12 protein-coding genes are annotated in these 17,679 nt (G+C 44.7%); 7 read left to right on the top strand and 5 right to left on the bottom strand.

Annotated elements, in window-relative coordinates; translation table 11 throughout:
- Positions 1-162: 162 nt before the first annotated feature.
- Together GWR56_RS04470 and GWR56_RS04465 are read left to right on the top strand one after the other, a co-directional pair.
- A complete protein-coding gene (locus GWR56_RS04470) occupies positions 163-1,767 on the top strand; it encodes a hypothetical protein (protein WP_162429961.1) in 1,605 nt (534 codons plus the stop codon).
- The gene (locus GWR56_RS04465) at positions 1,767-2,291 is read left to right on the top strand and encodes a hypothetical protein (protein ID WP_162429960.1); all 525 of its coding nucleotides are present in this window, start codon (positions 1,767-1,769) and stop codon (positions 2,289-2,291) included. Before GWR56_RS04470 ends, GWR56_RS04465 begins: the two co-directional genes overlap by 1 nt.
- 531 nt (positions 2,292-2,822) lie before the next feature.
- Here the strand turns inward: GWR56_RS04465 and GWR56_RS04460 are convergent.
- Both GWR56_RS04460 and GWR56_RS04455 read right to left on the bottom strand, forming a co-directional pair.
- Positions 2,823-3,665 carry an isoaspartyl peptidase/L-asparaginase gene (locus tag GWR56_RS04460; protein WP_162429959.1) on the bottom strand — a complete coding sequence of 281 codons (843 nt, stop codon included), beginning with the start codon at positions 3,663-3,665 and terminating at the stop codon, positions 2,823-2,825.
- On the bottom strand, positions 3,662-4,588 hold the full coding sequence (locus GWR56_RS04455) for a cyanophycinase (RefSeq protein ID WP_162429958.1): 927 nt from the start codon (positions 4,586-4,588) through the stop codon (positions 3,662-3,664). The genes GWR56_RS04460 and GWR56_RS04455 overlap by 4 nt, the downstream gene beginning before the upstream one ends.
- A gap of 151 nt (positions 4,589-4,739) precedes the next feature.
- Here GWR56_RS04455 and cphA point away from each other — a divergent pair, with 151 nt between their 5' ends.
- The gene (gene cphA, locus GWR56_RS04450) at positions 4,740-7,367 is read left to right on the top strand and encodes a cyanophycin synthetase (RefSeq protein WP_162429957.1); all 2,628 of its coding nucleotides are present in this window, start codon (positions 4,740-4,742) and stop codon (positions 7,365-7,367) included.
- A 264-nt stretch (positions 7,368-7,631) separates the two neighbouring features.
- Here the strand turns inward: cphA and GWR56_RS04445 are convergent, their stop codons facing one another.
- Positions 7,632-8,276, bottom strand: a complete 645-nt coding sequence (locus tag GWR56_RS04445; RefSeq protein WP_162429956.1) for a DNA-3-methyladenine glycosylase — start codon at positions 8,274-8,276, stop codon at positions 7,632-7,634.
- Between the two features lie 145 nt (positions 8,277-8,421).
- Between GWR56_RS04445 and GWR56_RS04440 the strand changes: the two genes are divergently transcribed.
- From GWR56_RS04440 to GWR56_RS04425, 4 genes are all read left to right on the top strand, one after another.
- Positions 8,422-9,702: a replication-associated recombination protein A gene (locus tag GWR56_RS04440; RefSeq protein WP_162429955.1), complete on the top strand. Its 1,281-nt coding sequence runs from the start codon at positions 8,422-8,424 to the stop codon at positions 9,700-9,702.
- Between the two features lie 78 nt (positions 9,703-9,780).
- Positions 9,781-11,256: a DUF5687 family protein gene (locus GWR56_RS04435; RefSeq protein ID WP_162429954.1), complete on the top strand. Its 1,476-nt coding sequence runs from the start codon at positions 9,781-9,783 to the stop codon at positions 11,254-11,256.
- Positions 11,257-11,258: 2 nt separating this feature from the next.
- Entirely contained in the window at positions 11,259-11,999 is a 741-nt protein-coding gene (locus GWR56_RS04430; protein WP_162429953.1) for an ABC transporter ATP-binding protein, read from the top strand.
- Between the two features lie 8 nt (positions 12,000-12,007).
- Positions 12,008-12,502: a GNAT family N-acetyltransferase gene (locus GWR56_RS04425; RefSeq protein WP_162429952.1), complete on the top strand. Its 495-nt coding sequence runs from the start codon at positions 12,008-12,010 to the stop codon at positions 12,500-12,502.
- Between the two features lie 782 nt (positions 12,503-13,284).
- Here the strand turns inward: GWR56_RS04425 and GWR56_RS04420 are convergent.
- Positions 13,285-14,019, bottom strand: coding sequence for a hypothetical protein (locus tag GWR56_RS04420; protein WP_162429951.1), 735 nt, complete (start codon positions 14,017-14,019; stop codon positions 13,285-13,287).
- Positions 14,020-14,505: 486 nt separating this feature from the next.
- Positions 14,506-17,676: an ATP-dependent DNA helicase gene (locus GWR56_RS04415; RefSeq protein WP_162429950.1), complete on the bottom strand. Its 3,171-nt coding sequence runs from the start codon at positions 17,674-17,676 to the stop codon at positions 14,506-14,508.
- Positions 17,677-17,679 lie beyond the last annotated feature (3 nt).

Genomic DNA, 17,679 nt, shown 5'->3' with positions numbered 1-17,679 from the left:
TTAATGATGGCCTATTTTGCGCTGTGCAGCATGGCAAAACATTCCTTTCAACGCTTGAAAGACAGGAATATTGCTATTTCAAAATTTATTAATATCTTGTGCATAACGACAAATCAATAGTTGCCGTTAAAAACCTAACCTATATTATCACATCTCAAGTAAATGAAAAAACCTACTCCTATCCGTTTTATTACAGCCGTTTGGTGCTCCATTTTAATATTGGCAATGGCTTTGGTTATAAACAGTTGCCGTAAAGATATCCAGCTTGCAGGGCAACAGGCTAATATTGCGGAAGCAAACCCCCATCTTTCTGTTAACGAAGCAAAAAGCTGGTTTGCTGGCAACAAAACTGCGCTGGCAAACAAAATAAAACTTAACTCCGAAACATCTTTTTTGAGTAAGATAGCCGATTTTACTCCGCTTTGGGATAGCGCCCGTACCGCAGTAGATACCAATTATTACGTGGTAGAAGCGCCGGCACAGTACGCCCGTAAAATACTTTTTACTACTGATGGCACCAGCAATATTAACGGACTGACCCGTCTGCTGATCCTAAAGAATAAGCGTAACGGCGAATTGGTTGCCGCTTTAATGCAAATACATGGCGAGCCGGGGGTAAACATTAACAATGTGCATTATATGGCCGTGCCGCGGAACTTTAGCGGCAATATATTTTATACCACCTTACAGGGATTATTTGTAAATGGCAATGCTTATCAAAACGGCGAAATAACGTTTGCCAGTCGTAGAGAGCCCCCTGCAGTTGAAGAACCAACCGGGCCACAAATTTTAAAATTGCCGGCACCCGGCGGATGCGAGGTGCGGACGATCGGCATATACGAACAGACCTGCTATTATTCAAGTTCGGATGTGCTTGAATATTGCGACCCGGAGGTGCTGTTATTTACACAGGATGTTACCTATTGCCCCGGGCAGGGCGACGATAGTAGCGGCGGGTACAGTCCGCCATGTCCACCAGGATCAAGCCCGGCACCTCCCGGAACCAACCCGCCACCCGGTGGAAACCCCACCCCGCCCATTATTCTTGAACCGCTTACCATCAACGGCAAAAAGGCGGTCAGGTTAGTGCAGGGCGGCGATCAGGGCAGCTGTGTGATAAACGTACAGGATACTATTAAATTTTGTGATGATATTACTACACAGCAAAAAGCCACAATTGAAAACACCATAGCGGAATTTAAGAGCGCAAATTGTGCAAATGCCACACTTTATAAAATTATTGATCAAGATGGTTCCGGATACACCTTTTGCATTAAAACTGGATATGGCAGTGCAAGTTATAGTCCAACTGATAAAAGTATTTCTTTTACAACAGATTATGCCGCCACACGTGCCGATATATTACAGCATGAAATGTTTCATGGCTATCAAGACCTGTATTATCCGGGTGGGACTGCGGGTTACGGGAAAAATTCATCCACCGGAATAGCATCTCCAGGGTTTTCAAATATCGAATTTGAGCAAGCCGTATTTAGCGATATAGTAAATAATGAAGTTGTGGCATTTCAAAACGGAACGCCTGAACAGCAAACCAGCTATCGAAATTGGTTAGCAGGATTAACAAATGACTTTACTTCATATCCCAAGTTAACATCAGGCACAACTGATTATAACAATTTTATAGAGCAATATACCTCTTTTTTAAACCAATTTAATAATTTACCAAACAATCCGCTAAGCGGACCAATTATCAATTTAGACCCTAAAGCATTGATTAATTTATTTAACCAAACAAATTGCAACTAATGAAAAAGCCATATTTTATTTTTTTGATTCTCCTGTTTTATAGCATAGCAGGCTGTGCACAAACAAAATTTTCTGTCGGAAAAAAAACATTTAAGAAAGAAACATTTACAATAACTAAATCTCAGATATTAACAAATAATCAAAGATCATGGTTTATATTTCCAGAGAAAAATAAATACAAAGGACCAGTTCCGCCTTCATTCAACAATTATCAATTTAAAGTTTTAAAATCTGATATACATTTGAATATTGAACAGGTAAACGATATAGTTTATGGTAACCTAAAAAACAAAAGGCAGGCTTTGCATGAGAAAAATGAGAAGCTAGGAATAATTTTCATTTTTGAGACTGACGGTTCAACTGCCAATATAAGTTATACATTACAAGAAAATACACTCATCACTCCTGTAGAAATAGAACAAATAGATATTGATTTAAGAAAAAATATAAAAGTGACCTTTACAGGAACTGATTATAAATATTATAAAGCAGTAAATTATGCATTCCCGTACATCAAATTTTGAAAGCACCAATTTATAATAATTGTAGTGCGGGGTTTTGCTAACAGGGCCGTAAGGCACAGCAATTAAAGCCAAACACCGTTATAAAAACAAATTCGATATCATTTAAACGGATGTTACTGTAAACGGCATAATGACAGTAAGAAACGAAAAGAGCGCGTTTGTAAATAGAAGCCCCAAAAACCAACGATTTCAATTAACCGATCCGCGAACTTTCAATATTTTAACGGCATTCAGGCAGGTGTTAACGATGGCCGGTTAAAAGAATTGCTTAACGAGCCATCTATAATGCTTACTTACTATATCTCCCCCCAGGGCAGGGTGCTTGATGTTGCATATAATTTAAAAACAAATACACTTATCACAGCCGATGAATTGGCGGCATTAACCAATGCTATAAAAAGCTGCGTTTCTTTTAAAATTAAGCAGGAGGGCAACAACGGTGATTTCTTTATGATATCTCAAAGAATATTGTTTAAGAGGATCTTAGACAAAACGCAGCCATAAAGGGAGCTGAAAGTGGCGGATAACTCCCTATTCAAACACCTCCACCTCGCCATCGTGCAGGGCCCAAACCATGTAGGGGTGGGTATCGGCGTGGTATATATCGCCGGTATTGGTAATGCCTATTATGCCGGCAAAGCCATCGTAAGGCTTCATTTCGTCAAGTGTTTTTTCGGTAGCGATCGACAGCGGCATACCATCGGTAACGCGCGTAACAATTTTTGTGGCTACCGATCCGCTTACGATATCTTCGCCTACACCGGTACATGAGATACCTGCAAAAGCGTTGGCATAATTGCCTGCCGTAGTTGCCGAATCACTTACCCGGCCGGGCATCTCAAAGCCCTTGCCCCCGGTTGAAGTGGCGGCAGCTATATCGCCGTAAATATCAAGTGCTACGCAGCCTACCGTACCCAGGCGGATAGAGTCGCTCAATTTTTTTTCATATTCCCTGCGGCGCTGCGGGGTTTCCGGATTATAATATGCTACGCCGTTATTTGCTGCAAAAGCGTTTGCGCCCTGTCCGCTCAATACACGGTCGTCGTAATCCATTAATTTTTCGGCAATGCATATAGGGTTCTTCACATCCTCTATATTAATAACACCGCTAAATTTGTGTGTTTTGCCATCCATCAGCGATGCGCTGAGCCGTATCTTGCCGTCGCTTTGTATCTGGGAACCGGTACCGGCGTTAAACAGGTCGCAGTCTTCCAGCAGGCAAACGGTATACACCACGGTTTGGGCAGCGGTATGGCTTTCCAGGTATTTGTGGCCAAGCGTAACAATTTCGCGCAGGGCATCCTGCTTGGCTTTTTTTACCTCCTGGTTTGTAAGCGATTCGCTAAAAAACCCGCCGTGTATGATCAATTTCATTGTAAATCGTTATTATCGCTATCCTGGGCCGTTACAAAAACACCCTCCTCTACCTTAACCACTTTTTTAATGATCATGCGGTGCTGTTGCAGGTCGTACTTATCATAGATCGACATTACGTGCACCTTTAAATTTTCAATCGAAACAGGGTCGCCTATCTCTACATCATAAACGTTGGTTTCCACAATATTCTTGCCATCAACCAGCATAATTAAACCCGAGCCGATCGCTTCCATCATATTGCCTTCGGTGATCAGCAATCCTGCATCTTCACCAAGGCCTATGCCGAGTATGCCGGGATTGGTAGCTACGGCGTACAGTAATCGGCCAATACGGCCCCGCTGTACAAAGTGGGTGTCGACAATAACCGAGTCGATAAAGCCTAACCCTGCGGTTATTTGTACTTCGCCCTTTATCAGCGCCTCGTTGCTTTGCCCGCGGTATATCATGTGGGTCGACGCTGCGGCCGCCCCGGCAGAAGTACCTGCTATTACAAAGTTTTCGTGCCGGTACCGCTCTTTTAATATTTGCAGAAACTGCGTACCGCCAAAAATAGCGGTAAGGCGCAGCTGGTCGCCGCCGCTGAACATTACCACATCAGCTTTGCGTATGCGTTCCAGGTATTCTTCATTCGATGCATCCTCGCGGCTTTTAATGTGCAATACATTAACACGGGTAACGTGCAGCTGGTTAAACGCCTTTATATATTCGTTACCAACAAGTTCGGGAATTTGCGATGCCGTAGTAATTACTTCTACAACTGAAGCTTCCTGTTTGTCCGATTCATTAATGATGCGCCTGAGTATGCCCTTTTCAAAAAATTTGATATAGTCTGGCTGCATAATATGCTCCAACACACTTACATTACTGCCCATATCCACAGCGCCTCCAATTATTACCAGTTTTCCTTTCGGGACATCCATAATCTTATATCAGTTTATACAAATTAAAATAAAAATTGATTAAAAACTAATGTATTAATGAATAATAATGCATTTTTTGGTCAAAACATTTCATAGATTTCGTAAGTTTTTTAGCTTTAGAATAATTATTGTACACAACCAGCAAGCATTTATGAAAATTGAAAATATACAAGTACTGCGCGGCCCAAACATATGGAGCATCAGTCGCAAGAAACTGATACAAATGCGGCTGGACCTGCAGGAAATGGAAGAGCGCCCATCAAATACTATCGATGGTTTTTACGAAAGGATGAAAGCCCTAATGCCCAGCCTGCATTCGCACCGCTGCTCGCCCGGCGTGCCGGGGGGCTTCTTCGAGCGGGTAATTGCCGGTACCTGGATGGGGCATGTAATAGAACATGTTGCCTTAGAGATACAAACCCTTGCAGGCATGGATACCGGCTTTGGCCGCACCCGCGAAACCAAAACGCCGGGCGTGTACAACGTTGTATTTGCCTACCTGGAAGAAAAAGTTGGCGTATTTGCCGCGGAGGCCGCTGTGCGCATTGTGCAGGCGCTTATTGACGGCACTGAATACGACCTGGAAAAGGACATACAAACCATGCGCGAGATCCGCGAGAATACGCGCCTGGGGCCAAGTACCGGCGCTATTGTAGAAGAAGCCATATCGCGCAGGATACCCTGGATTAGGTTGAACAATCAATCGTTGGTGCAGTTGGGCTACGGCAAAAACCAGGTGCGCTTTCGCGCTACCATGACCGAAAGGACAAGCAGCATTGCTGTTGATATTGCCAGTAACAAAGACGAAACCAAGCGTTTGTTGCAGGAACAGGCCATCCCGGTGGCTAAGGGCATGACCATCGGCCGGGTTGAACAGGTGGTTGAGGCTATCAATAAAATTGGCTTCCCCCTGGTTTTTAAACCGCTTGATGGCAACCATGGCCGCGGCATCAGCATCAATATCACCAATACCGAGGATGCTATTGCCGCTTACGAACACGCCGCCCGCATATCGCGCCGCGTAATTGTTGAACGGTATATAACCGGGTATGATTTTAGGGTATTGGTGATAGATAACAAAATGGTTGCCGCTGCCCTGCGCGACCCGGCACATGTTAAAGGAGATGGCAAACTAACCATACAGGAACTGATTGATAAAGAAAACACCGACCCCCGGCGCGGATACGGCCACGAAAATGTGCTTACCCTGATAGATGTTGACCGCGATACGCTCGACCTGCTGGAAAAGAAGGGGTATACTTTAGATACCGTGCCCGCCAAAGATGAAAAGGTGTTTGTAAAATCTACCGCAAACCTCAGTACCGGCGGTACATCTGTTGATGTTACCGACCATGTACACCCGCAGAATATATTCATTTGCGAGCGTATATCGAAGATCATCGGCCTCGACATCTGCGGTATAGATATTATGGCCGAAAACCTTACCGAGCCTCTAACCGAAAATGGCGGTGTAGTGTTAGAGGTAAACGCAGCCCCCGGTTTCAGGATGCATATTGCCCCCAGCGAAGGGCTGGCGCGCAATGTGGCAGGGCATGTTATTGATATGCTTTACCCGCCCGGTAAATCGGCGCGCATACCTATTATAGCCGTTACCGGTACTAATGGTAAAACTACCACCACCCGTTTAATTGCCCATATTGTTAAGAATAACGGCTACCGTGTTGGCTTTACCACCAGCGATGGTATATATATTCAAAACAATATGATGCTGAAAGGCGATACAACCGGCCCGGTAAGCAGCGAGTTTATTTTAAAAGACCCCACGGTTGATTTTGCCGTGCTGGAAACCGCCCGCGGCGGCATATTAAGGGCTGGCCTTGGCTTTGGCAGCTGCGATATTGGTGTAATAACCAATATTCAGGAAGACCACCTGGGCCTTTCGGATATCCACACCCTTGACGACCTTACCCGCGTAAAAAGCGTGGTGGTTAATTCTGTTAAAAAAAGCGGCTGGGCCGTTTTAAATGCCGATAACAAATACTGCGTGCAGGTAGGCAAAAAAGCCGATTGCAACGTGGCATACTTTAGCCGTGACGAGAACAACCCTGTTATTGTAGCCCATTGTAAAAAGGGGGGCATTGCCTGCGTAAACGAAAATGGCTTTATCACCATTATGAAGGGCGACTGGAAAATACGCGTGCAGCGCACCATCCTTATCCCGCTTACTTTTGGCGGTACAGTGCCGTTTATGATAGATAATGTAATGGCCGCGACGCTGGCTGCATTTTTACATGGGTTTAAAACCGAGGATATCAAAATGTCGCTGGAAACTTTTATCCCATCGGCTGCGCAAACGCCGGGAAGGATGAACATATTTGAGTTTAAGGATTTCCGCTTTATGATTGACTTTGCGCACAACCCGGACGGCTTTAACGGTATAAAGGAATTCCTGAGCCATATCGATTCGCCTTTAAAAATAGGCATCATAGCGGGTACCGGCGACAGGCGCGACGACGATATACGCGAAAATGGAAAAATAGCGGCCGAAATGTTTGATTACATCATCCTTCGCCAGGAAAAACACCTGCGCGGCCGAACCGAAGAAAACATACTCGATCTGTTGCAGGAAGGTATCCGGTCGGTTGATCCTAACAAACCGTTCGAGATCATCCCTAAAGAAGTTGATGCTATAAAACATGCCATGAGCCTGGCACAACCCGGCGCTTTCATTACCGCCTTAAGCGATGTAATAAGCAACGCTATTGAAACGGTACAAAACTACCAGGAGCAGGAAAGGAATGGTTTGTTTAACGTATAGCCCCCCAACCCCATGAAGGGGGAGCTTTTTAAAAGCTTAAAACCCCGTCTGTTTTCAGGCGGGGTTTTTTATTCCCACTATGTCGTTTGGAACGAGGAACGTGGAGAAATCTTATACGAGCAGTAGTCGCCAATATATAGGGCGAATAAGATTTCTCTCTGCACTTTCCTCGAAACGACATACTTTTTTGAAGCCTCGGCATAGTGAGCCTGTCGAACCATTAGCAAACCTCACAATTGTTTGATTGACAATCGTGCTCCCCCTTCAGGGGGTCGGGGGGCCTGAGGGCTTCCTGTCGCTCAAATAATAATGCCATAACAGCATACTTGCAACGGTGCGGTAAGGCTGCCATTGTTGAGCCAACAGCACCAAGTCGTCTTTTGGGGTTTCTTTTGGCAAACCTTTCAATCGTTTGATGGCGTTAACAATAGCCAGGTCGCCGATGGGCAGAACGTCGGTGTGCTGCAATACAAACATTAAGTAAACATCCACCGTCCAGTTACCGATACCTTTAAGGGCGGTAAGTTTCGCGCGGATATCGGCATCCTCCATCTGTTCAAAGGCCTCTAAATTTATTTCCCCGCTAATGATGGCCTCGGCCAGGTATTTTATATAGGCCGTTTTTTGGCGGCTACAGTAACATTCGCGCATTTCGGCATCGGTGAGCAATAATACCCGTGCAGGGGTAATTTCCTGTACACGTTCGCGCAGTTTATTTAATGCCGATAATGCTGAGGCCAGCGATACCTGCTGTTCCAGGATGATATGCACCAGGGTTTCAAAGGTATTGGGCCTTGTCCACATGGGCGGGTAGCTATGCTGTTTAATAACGTTAGCAAAATCGGCATCCATTTGGGCGAGCTGATCGCAAATAGAATGATAGGTAGCCTGGGTAAACTGTTGTGGCATTAAGTTGTTGATATTCGTATTCACTTGTCATCCTGAGGAACGAGGGATCCGATCACCCATGGATTCTTCGGAATGCTCAGAATGACAAAAGTGAAAATTACTAATTTTTTTAGGATTTAGCGTTTCTATTTCAGATTTTTACAATATGAATAACCTGCCGCCATTAGCCGAGCGTATGCGCCCAAAATCATTGGATGATTATGTGGGCCAGAAACACCTTGTTGGTAAAGGCGCGGTTCTGCGCAAGGCTATCGAAAGCGGCTCGTTGCCTTCCATGCTGTTTTGGGGGCCGCCGGGCGTTGGTAAAACCACGCTGGCTTATATCATATCGCAATCGCTTTATCGGCCTTTCTTTTCGCTAAGCGCCATTAATTCGGGGGTAAAGGATGTGCGCGAGGTGATTGAAAAGGCGTCGTTACTAAAAGAACAGGGCGAAATTTTACCGATATTATTTATCGATGAGATACACCGTTTTTCTAAATCGCAACAGGACTCGTTGCTTGGCGCGGTGGAGCGGGGCATTGTTACGTTGATAGGCGCTACTACCGAAAACCCTTCGTTCGAGGTGATCTCGGCGTTACTATCACGCTGCCAGGTGTATATCTTGCAGCATTTATCAGAGCAGGACCTTTTAGACTTATTGGAAAAAGCAAAAAAGGAAGATGTTGTACTCAAAGAAAAGAACATCGATATAAAAGAGCATGAGGCTTTATTGCGACTTAGCGGCGGCGATGCCCGCAAGCTGCTGAATATTTTTGAACTGCTGGTAAACGCCTTCGACAGTAAGAAAATAACGCTTACCAACGAGGTGGTGCTGGAGCATGTGCAGCAAAATATGGCCCTGTACGACAAAACAGGCGAGCAGCATTATGATATTATTTCGGCCTTTATCAAAAGTATGCGCGGCAGCGACCCTAACGGCGCAGTTTACTGGCTTGCGCGCATGATAGTAGGCGGCGAAGACCCGCTATTTATTGCGCGCCGCATGCTGATATTGGCATCCGAAGACATTGGTAACGCCAACCCCAACGCGTTGCTGCTGGCCCAGGCTTGTTTTGAATCTGTTAATAAAATTGGCATGCCTGAATCGCAACTGATATTGAGTCAAACGGTAATTTACCTGGCAACTTCACCAAAAAGTAATTCGGCCACTACGGCTATCGGTGCCGCTATAGCGCTTGTAAAAGAAACCGGCGACCTGCCCGTGCCCCTGCACCTGCGCAACGCCCCCACCAAACTGATGAAAAATATAGGCTATGGCAAAAATTATAAATACGCGCATAGCTACGAAGGCAACTTTGCCGACCTTGACTTTTTGCCCGAGCAAATAAGGGGAACAAAAATTTATAACCCGGGTAACAATGCGCGCGAGAATGAATCAAAAGAAAAGCTAAAGAAACTTTGGGGCGACAGGTATAAATATTAGTATCTTAACAGCATTAAACTATTTGTCTGACCGGCATAGTGAAGGCTCTGTGGGGGTGGGCAACTCTTTATAACTTCTATGATATCAACTTTTTTCGATCACGAACTGAAGGCCTTCTGGCGTTCAAAAAACACCGGGAAAAACATCACCGTAAAGGTGGTAATGGGCATACTCATCTTTATACTGTTTTTGTATGTGCTTGCGCTTGGGGTGTTTATGGATAAGTTGCTGGGCGCAATGTTCCCGCAAGAAGATCTTACCGTTGCCTTTTGCGGAGTTGTTTTAGTGTATTTTTTATATGATTTGCTGATGCGCCTGCAACTGCAGGAACTGCCCACCTTAAAGGTGCAGCCTTATTTACACCTGCCTGTTAAGCGCAACAGCGTTGTTGGCTATTTGGCGTTAACCGCGTTACTGTCGTTTTTTAATTTGTGGCCAATCATCATATTCGGGCCGTTTATACTAAAGGTGATATTGCCTGCATCGGGTGCGTTAACCACATTAGTTTTTATCGTTTCCATTATAGGCTTTTCGATATTTAACAATTACCTGGCCCTGTACATTAAGCGCAAAGCAAACTTAAACGGGTGGATATTTTTAATTGCCGGCGCTGTATTATCACTGGCAATATGCGGCGACTATGTTTGGCACCTGTACTCGTTAAAGGCCGGCTCATACCTTTTTTTTGGTAATTTAATTGCTATGCCTTACCTGGTGTTGCTGCCGTTGACATTGGCTGCCGCTATGTATTACGTTAACTTTTACTATTTAAAAGACAACCTTTACCTGGAAGAATTAACTACCAAAAAGGATGCCGCACCAAAAAGCAGTACCGAAATACCGTTGCTTAACCGCTTTGGCCATGTAGGCGACCTGGTGGCTAACGAAGTAAAGCTGATATTGCGTAACAAGCGCCCGCGCTCGGCGCTTGTTATGGGGCTTTTTTTTATGTTCTACGGGTTAATATTTTATACCAATCCCAAACTGGGCGAAAGCTTCAAAATTTTTGTGGGAATGTTTATGACGGGTATTTTCATCATCAACTACGGGCAGTTTATGTTTAGCTGGCAGGCCGCGCATTTTGACGGGCTGCTGGTAAGTAAAATTAAATTCGCCGATTTTTTAAAGGCCAAATACCTGCTGTTTACCATCGTGTCAACAGTGGCTTTTATACTCACCACGCCATACGTTTACTTTGGCTGGCGCACGGTGCTTATCCACTTTATCATGTACCTATGGAATTTGGGCGTTAATACCACCATTGTATTATATTTTGCCAACCGTAACTATAAACGCATAGACCTTAGTAAGGGCGCATCCTTTAACTGGGAGGGCGTGGGCGCAAGTCAGCTGCTGTTGTCGTTCCCGCTTATTTTGTTCCCTTACGTAATATTCCTGCCGTTTAAGTATATGGGATACCCCAATGTTGGGTTAGCTACGCTCGCCATAATAGGGATAGCTTTTATTATTACGCGCAACTTTTGGCTGCAAAAGCTGGAAGCCGATTTTTACACCAAACGATTTAAAATAGCCGAAGGCTTCAGAAATAAATGATCATGATAGAGATAAAGAACCTTAAAAAAGTTTACAACGGCGTAACGGTAGTGAATATACCGCATCTGCAAATAAACAAGGGCGAAAGCATTGGCCTTGTTGGTAACAATGGTGCCGGTAAAACTACCTTGTTCCGGATGATTTTAGACCTGATACGCCCCGAGAGCGGCGAGGTGCTGTCAAACGGCGAAAAAGTGATGGGTGCCGAAAACTGGAAAAGCTACACCGCATCGTACCTTGACGAAGGCTTTCTGATAGATTACCTTACACCCGAAGAATATCTTTATTTTATTGGCGGCCTGCACCAGCAGAACAAAGCCCAGGTTGATGAACGGCTGTTAAGCCTATCGGAGTTTTTTAATGGCGAGATCATCAATAAAGGCAAGTACATCCGCGACCTGTCAAAAGGTAACCAGTGTAAGGTTGGCGTTGGTGCATGCCTGTTGCAGCAGCCGGAATTACTGATGCTGGATGAGCCCTTTGCCAATATTGACCCAAGCACACAGTTCAGGCTAAAAAACATCCTGAAAGATCAGAACAAAAACCACGGGGTAACCACCATCGTATCCAGCCACGATTTGAACCACGTAACCGATGTGTGCGAGCGTATTTTGCTGATGGAAAAAGGCGTGGTGATAAAGGATATCGCCACAAGCTCATCAACTTTATCTGAACTGGAAGAGTATTTTGGTGTTGGCCAAAGCAGCAGCACTTTTATGGTAGATAGGGAGGAAAACCACTAAACGGCCCTATGTACCAGATAAGAGAAGCCACAACGGCCGATGTTGAAGCCATTTTACAAATAGCTGAGCAAACTTGGTGGCCAACCTATTCACCTATCCTGTCTAAAGAGCAGATAGGGTTTATGCTGAATGAATTGTACTCGGCTGATAAGATAGCCAAACAGGTAAAAGAAAAGGAGCAAGAGTTTTTGCTGCTGATAGAGGACGGGCAGCCCGTAGCCTTTGCAGCTTACTCGCCCCGCGCGGAGGATGAAAATATTTATAAACTTCACAAACTATACTGCCTGCCGGCAACCCAAGGAAAAGGTTATGGTAAAATATTGATCAATGCCGTTGCAGAGAGAGTTACCCAGGCCGGTAAAAGCATTTTAGACCTTAATGTAAACCGCTATAACAATGCCAAGAACTTTTACGAGAAAATGGGCTTTGAGGTGGTGTACGAAGAGGATATCCCCATTGGCCCGTATTGGATGAATGATTATGTGATGCGGAAGCTGTTGTAAATTGCCCGGTATTTTTTGTTTCGATTCGGCTTACAGTCGCCGGGACAGTCGCCAGGTGTTCACGTTCGCGGCACGTGAACAGTCATGAACACTTAATAATCAGTAATTTACATAATTGCGTACTGGCAAAATAGCGCCACCAAAAAGCTGAGTAAAATTTATATGAGCATCTTTCTCTGTTAGAATTACCCGCCACGTCATTGCGAGGTACGAAGCAATCTCTTTAGGACAGATCGCCGATCAGCACTTCGTTAGGTGCGGCAGTGCGTAATAACTAAGCTTGCGGATGTTCGTTTTATTTGTCTCAGCCGCAAAGAAAAGGCTAGTCAGGGTGAATGCTTCGCCGCCGTACCCGCCCACCCGCTTTAGCTGCGCCGGGCGAAAGTTCCCAATGCCCTGCCTCGCTTAGGCCATCATCGTTCTTCCCGCTTTCGGACGAAGCTGTTTTGCTGACGGGGACGAGGAGGAAGCCCAACGTGACTTGGCACAAAATGAGGTGGCTTTAAACTTGCGTGGGCAGTGGGGCTTGATTAATAAGGCTTGTTATTGACAAAAATTAGTTATAATTTTGAAATACAAGAACCCGCCACATCCCGTGACGGGTTCAAGTCGGCATACTAAAGTTTCACGAGGAAACGGAAAACTTTAGATTTCGTAGGATAAACTCGCTTACCGTTTATGGTTTTGTAGCGAGCGTAAACTACTTTGTAGCCTGGGGGTACATTTGAATTTCCCATGGTTACTAATAGCCCAGTTAGACTGCAATCTAATTGGGTTTTCTTTTATGCTCCTTCAGTAAAATTAAATTTCTTCTTAATCTTACGTATCACAGCATTTAATATGTCAAAATCCTCTTCCTCTACTATCGTTATTTTGGTGTTTATTCCTGGTCCAACGATATGAAATGAGAATTCGTTGCTATCTTGTATTTCAATAATTTTTGAATTTGAAATTTTATTCTGACTATATTCTTCAGCGGAATTATTGACTGCCATTACCTCTATGTTAGATTGCTCTTCCTCTTCCGCGGGCTTAATTTCAATAACATTATTGTCACTATCTAATAACTTGATTTGCTTTAGCCCTTCTATAAAAATATTTTTAACTCGTGTCGCTATATTTTCTTCCACATTCAATTCTCTCACTAGAAACTTTGAGAGCATTGTTACAGGCAAGGGTTTACCTTTAAACGTTTCATATAATTTGTTAAAAAGCACCATTGAAAAGAATGCCTGTCGTTCAAATTCTATCTTTTCATTGTCGTCATAAGCAAGCTTAATATTTCTATAAAGAGGAGTAGTAGATAATTGACCCGATTTAATATCTATTAATCCATATTTCGACGTCGCCGATACAAGGGCGTTAAAACTTCCACTAACTTTAAGCTTCATTCCATCAGCAGCTGATTGAACAGAACATCTTCCGCCTAATAAATCAATTGAACTCGCTAATTCGTAAGCATTTTTTAAAGTAACTCTTGGGTAATCAACTACTCTTGGCATGGTTTTTTTATTCAAATATAAAACTTTAAGTCCAAAAGTCAAGTCTATGAAGTAAATAATTTAAGTCTATAAAGTTTTACGCGCTAATTTTAGCGAAAAAGTCCATTTAAATGGTTTTTAAGGACATTTTATTTAGTCATAAACTTTTCCACATTTTGCTTTTAAACAGAAGATCAGCACAAATAGCCGATGGCAGCTTAAAACTGAAGTCAAAGTTCACTTTTTCCTGAACTTATATTAAGTTGATTCCTGACCGATGCTGGCATAAAGCATTGCTTCTCGCTGGCTCACGCTTGCGTGTTTGCCATACAGTCTATCGATTCAAATAACTATGGATTTACTTTTCTGATTCCTCGACTATCTATTTAAACGACGATAATCTTATACGAGCGACAAGCGAACCGTGCTTAAACGATGCATTACGCAGAAGATTTCTCCTCACCCCAACTCACAGCCCACCGCGTTCGTTCGAAATGACATCAGGCTAAAAGCTATAGCGAGCTACTCTCCATCCTCCCCCTCGCCAACATCCAACAGCCCTTCCGGCTGTTTAAAATTGCTTTTTACAAAGTGGCACCAGTCGCATTCCTTTTTGCCGCAGCCGGTGTTAAAATCGTGGGCTAATATCTTTTGATAAACAGTGGTTATCTGGTTGGTAACCTCCTCAATATCCTGCGGACTGATCACAACTTTCGCCTTGTAGTATTCGCCTTCGCGTTCTGGCTCCACAAAATCAAAAATGGTGTTTACCACTTCCCAGTCGTTGGTGCGGTCGTTATCCACCAGTATCTTGTAAAATACTGCCTGTCGCCAGTAGTCGCCGCCATTGGGCTGCTCGTTGGTGGGGCCCTCCAGCTTTGGTTTGGCATTACGCACCCGGCCGGTCTTGTAATCAACAACGGTAACCTGCTTGCCGTCAAACTCTATTTTATCCAGGTTGCCCTTAATGGGTACGCCCTGCACCTCAATATTCTTAATGCTCCGCTCGGTTTGCGCTACCTTATTCCAGGTGGGCACGTTTTGTTCGTAGTAGGGCGGCAGTATTTTATCGCCGTAATCTACACGTAGTTTAAAATCTTCCTTGGTGAACGAATCGCGGTTGCGGTACATATACCAGCGGAACTCCTTTAAAAATTCCTCGGTTGATATAAACTCGTCATCGTTCTCTTTTAACCGGCGGTATGCCCTGTTCAAAGCCCAGTGCACCGCCTGCCCGAATGTGGCCGACGGACTTTTGCCCGACGGCACCCGTATGAGGCACTGAAAGTAAAACCGCAGCGGGCAATCCAGGTAATTATTCAGGTGGGTTACCGATAGCGTATAGTTTTGCAGCAACTGGTTAATGTAATTATGGTCAAGCAGTTGTACCACCGGCTTATCGGCCTCGTTAAACTGCGTGGCAAAAAAGGCCAGCATATCGTCGCTGTTAACATGCGGGTAGGTTACCTGCAAATGCGTATCGGCCAGTATTTCGCCAATAAACTGCGATGGCTCCTGGTCTTTACCGTTTTTATCCCTGGCTGCATACGACACGTTAAGGCATTGTTTTGAACGGGTAAGCGCTACATAAAATAGCCTGCGGGCCTCTTCCCTTTGCGCTATATCATCAGAGGCAGCCTTTGTAAGGGTATCGGGATAAACAAAGCCGGTATTGCGACCTTTGCTATCCCAGGTTTTTTTATCGCAGCCAATGAAAAATACATGCTCAAACTCCAGCCCTTTTGAACCGTGGGCGGTTAAAAAGTTGATGCCGTTATCCGAAAAGATAACCTTGTTCAGTTCCATCCTGATGTTGTTTTTACGCATCAGGTCGATGGTGGCTATCAGGTCGGGCAGCTTTATTTCGGGGTTTCTGCGGCTTTCATCCTTTAAAAAATCAAAGAAGCTGGTCAGTATCTGCATATGCACCCCCTTATCAGGCTGCTGCATAATGTATTTAAGGATACCCATTTTTGCGATAACGTTCTGGAAGAACTGCTGCAACGTAACGCTTACAGCGTCTTTTAAAAGATCATCGATATAGGTTGCAATAAACTTCATTTCGGCGCCGTGCTGCTTGCTGAACAGATCAGTTTGCGCCGCCACTTTTATCTCGCTGATATACCGGCGCAGCGAAGTTTTGGGCTGGTTGTTACTTGCCGTGCTAAAGTTCTCTTTTGATACCGCGATGCTTGCCTTGGCAATTTCTATAGGCGGTATGGTAAAAAAATCATAGTGCAAAATCTCGAACAGCAGCTCATCGCCGCTGTACGGCGAGTCGAGCTCCATGGCCAGGTAGCGCAGTATATTCACTATTTTTTCGCCAAAGGGGATGCTCAGCACATCTATCTTGCGTTTGGTGTTCACCGCTATCTGCTGTGTTTCCAGGTAATGCAGCAGGTCTTCTACCTGGCTATGGTTGCGGTATATCACCGCTATATCGCCGGGCGGCGTGCCTTTATCTACCAGCCGTTTTATTTGCAGGGCTACATCAACCAGCTCCTGGCTGGGGTTTTCGTATTCTTTAATTACGGGCTCAACAACATCCGTATTAAACCGCGGGTGCGAGGACTGCAGGTTTTTATCAAGCTTTAACTGTGCGGTTAAACGCTCGCGGTTATTGTTAATAAGCGCCTTCGAAATGTCAAGGATATGCTGGTTCGACCGGTAATTGTGCTTCAATACAACAGTGCGCAGGGTATTAACGTAATCGCCGGCAAAATCAAGAATGTTCCGCATGTTTGCCCCCTGAAACTTAAATATCGACTGGTCATCATCGCCTACTACAAACACATTCGGCGTTTCCCAGTAATTCAGTAAAAACCTGAGCAGCTGGTTTTGCGATCCGCTGGTATCCTGAAACTCATCTACCAGGATGTACTGGTAACGTTCCTGGTAGCGACGCAGTATCTCCTCATCTTCGCGGAAAGCTTTCAGCACCCAAAGGATCATATCGTCGTAATCGTACCAGTTATTGGCGCGCATTTTGGCTACATAATTTTTATACTCGCCCACGGCGGCCAGCAGTTTGCTCATGGCCTCCTGCACCTTATCAATATCCTTTTGCTTAGGGTCGCCTATGTTGATACCTGCCTTAAGGTTCGCCCTTTTATAGATAAACTCATCGCGGTTTGGCAGGTCGTCAAGATATTCCTGTACCGCTTGTTTGATCAGGTCTTCGGTCCAGTTCTCGGTCTTCATTGTCGAGAACAGCTTTTTTAACCTGGGTGCATCATAGTATTTATCGCCGGTAAAGCGCTTTAATAAATGATCGTTGCTTAAATCATCTATCAGTTCCTGAAAAAGCATGGCCGAATCAAGGTCAGATAATGCCTCCAGGTTCAGCTTGCCAAAATATTCCAGGTTCTCCTGGATGATCTCGTTACAAAACGCGTGGAAGGTGTATATGTTGATGCCGTAAGCATCCGGGCCAATAAATTCGAACAAGCGCTTACGCATGGCTACGGCGCCGGCATCGGTGTAGGTGAGGCAAAGTATCTCGCTTGGCAACGCGTCGGTATCGGTCAATATCTTACCGATGCGGGCGGCCAGTATCTGCGTTTTGCCTGTACCCGGGCCGGCCACTACCAGCACAGGGCCATCCATTTGGTTAACGGCATCTAATTGCTCGGGGTTTAAGCCGGCCAGCGCTTCCTGAAATTTGGTGTTATATTTATTGAGTGGAGATTGCATAAT

The sequence above is a fragment of the Mucilaginibacter sp. 14171R-50 genome, assembly GCF_010093045.1.
Classification (GTDB): domain Bacteria; phylum Bacteroidota; class Bacteroidia; order Sphingobacteriales; family Sphingobacteriaceae; genus Mucilaginibacter.
Note: the sequence above shows the minus strand (reverse complement) of the source record. Positions and strands in the feature narration are given on the sequence as shown.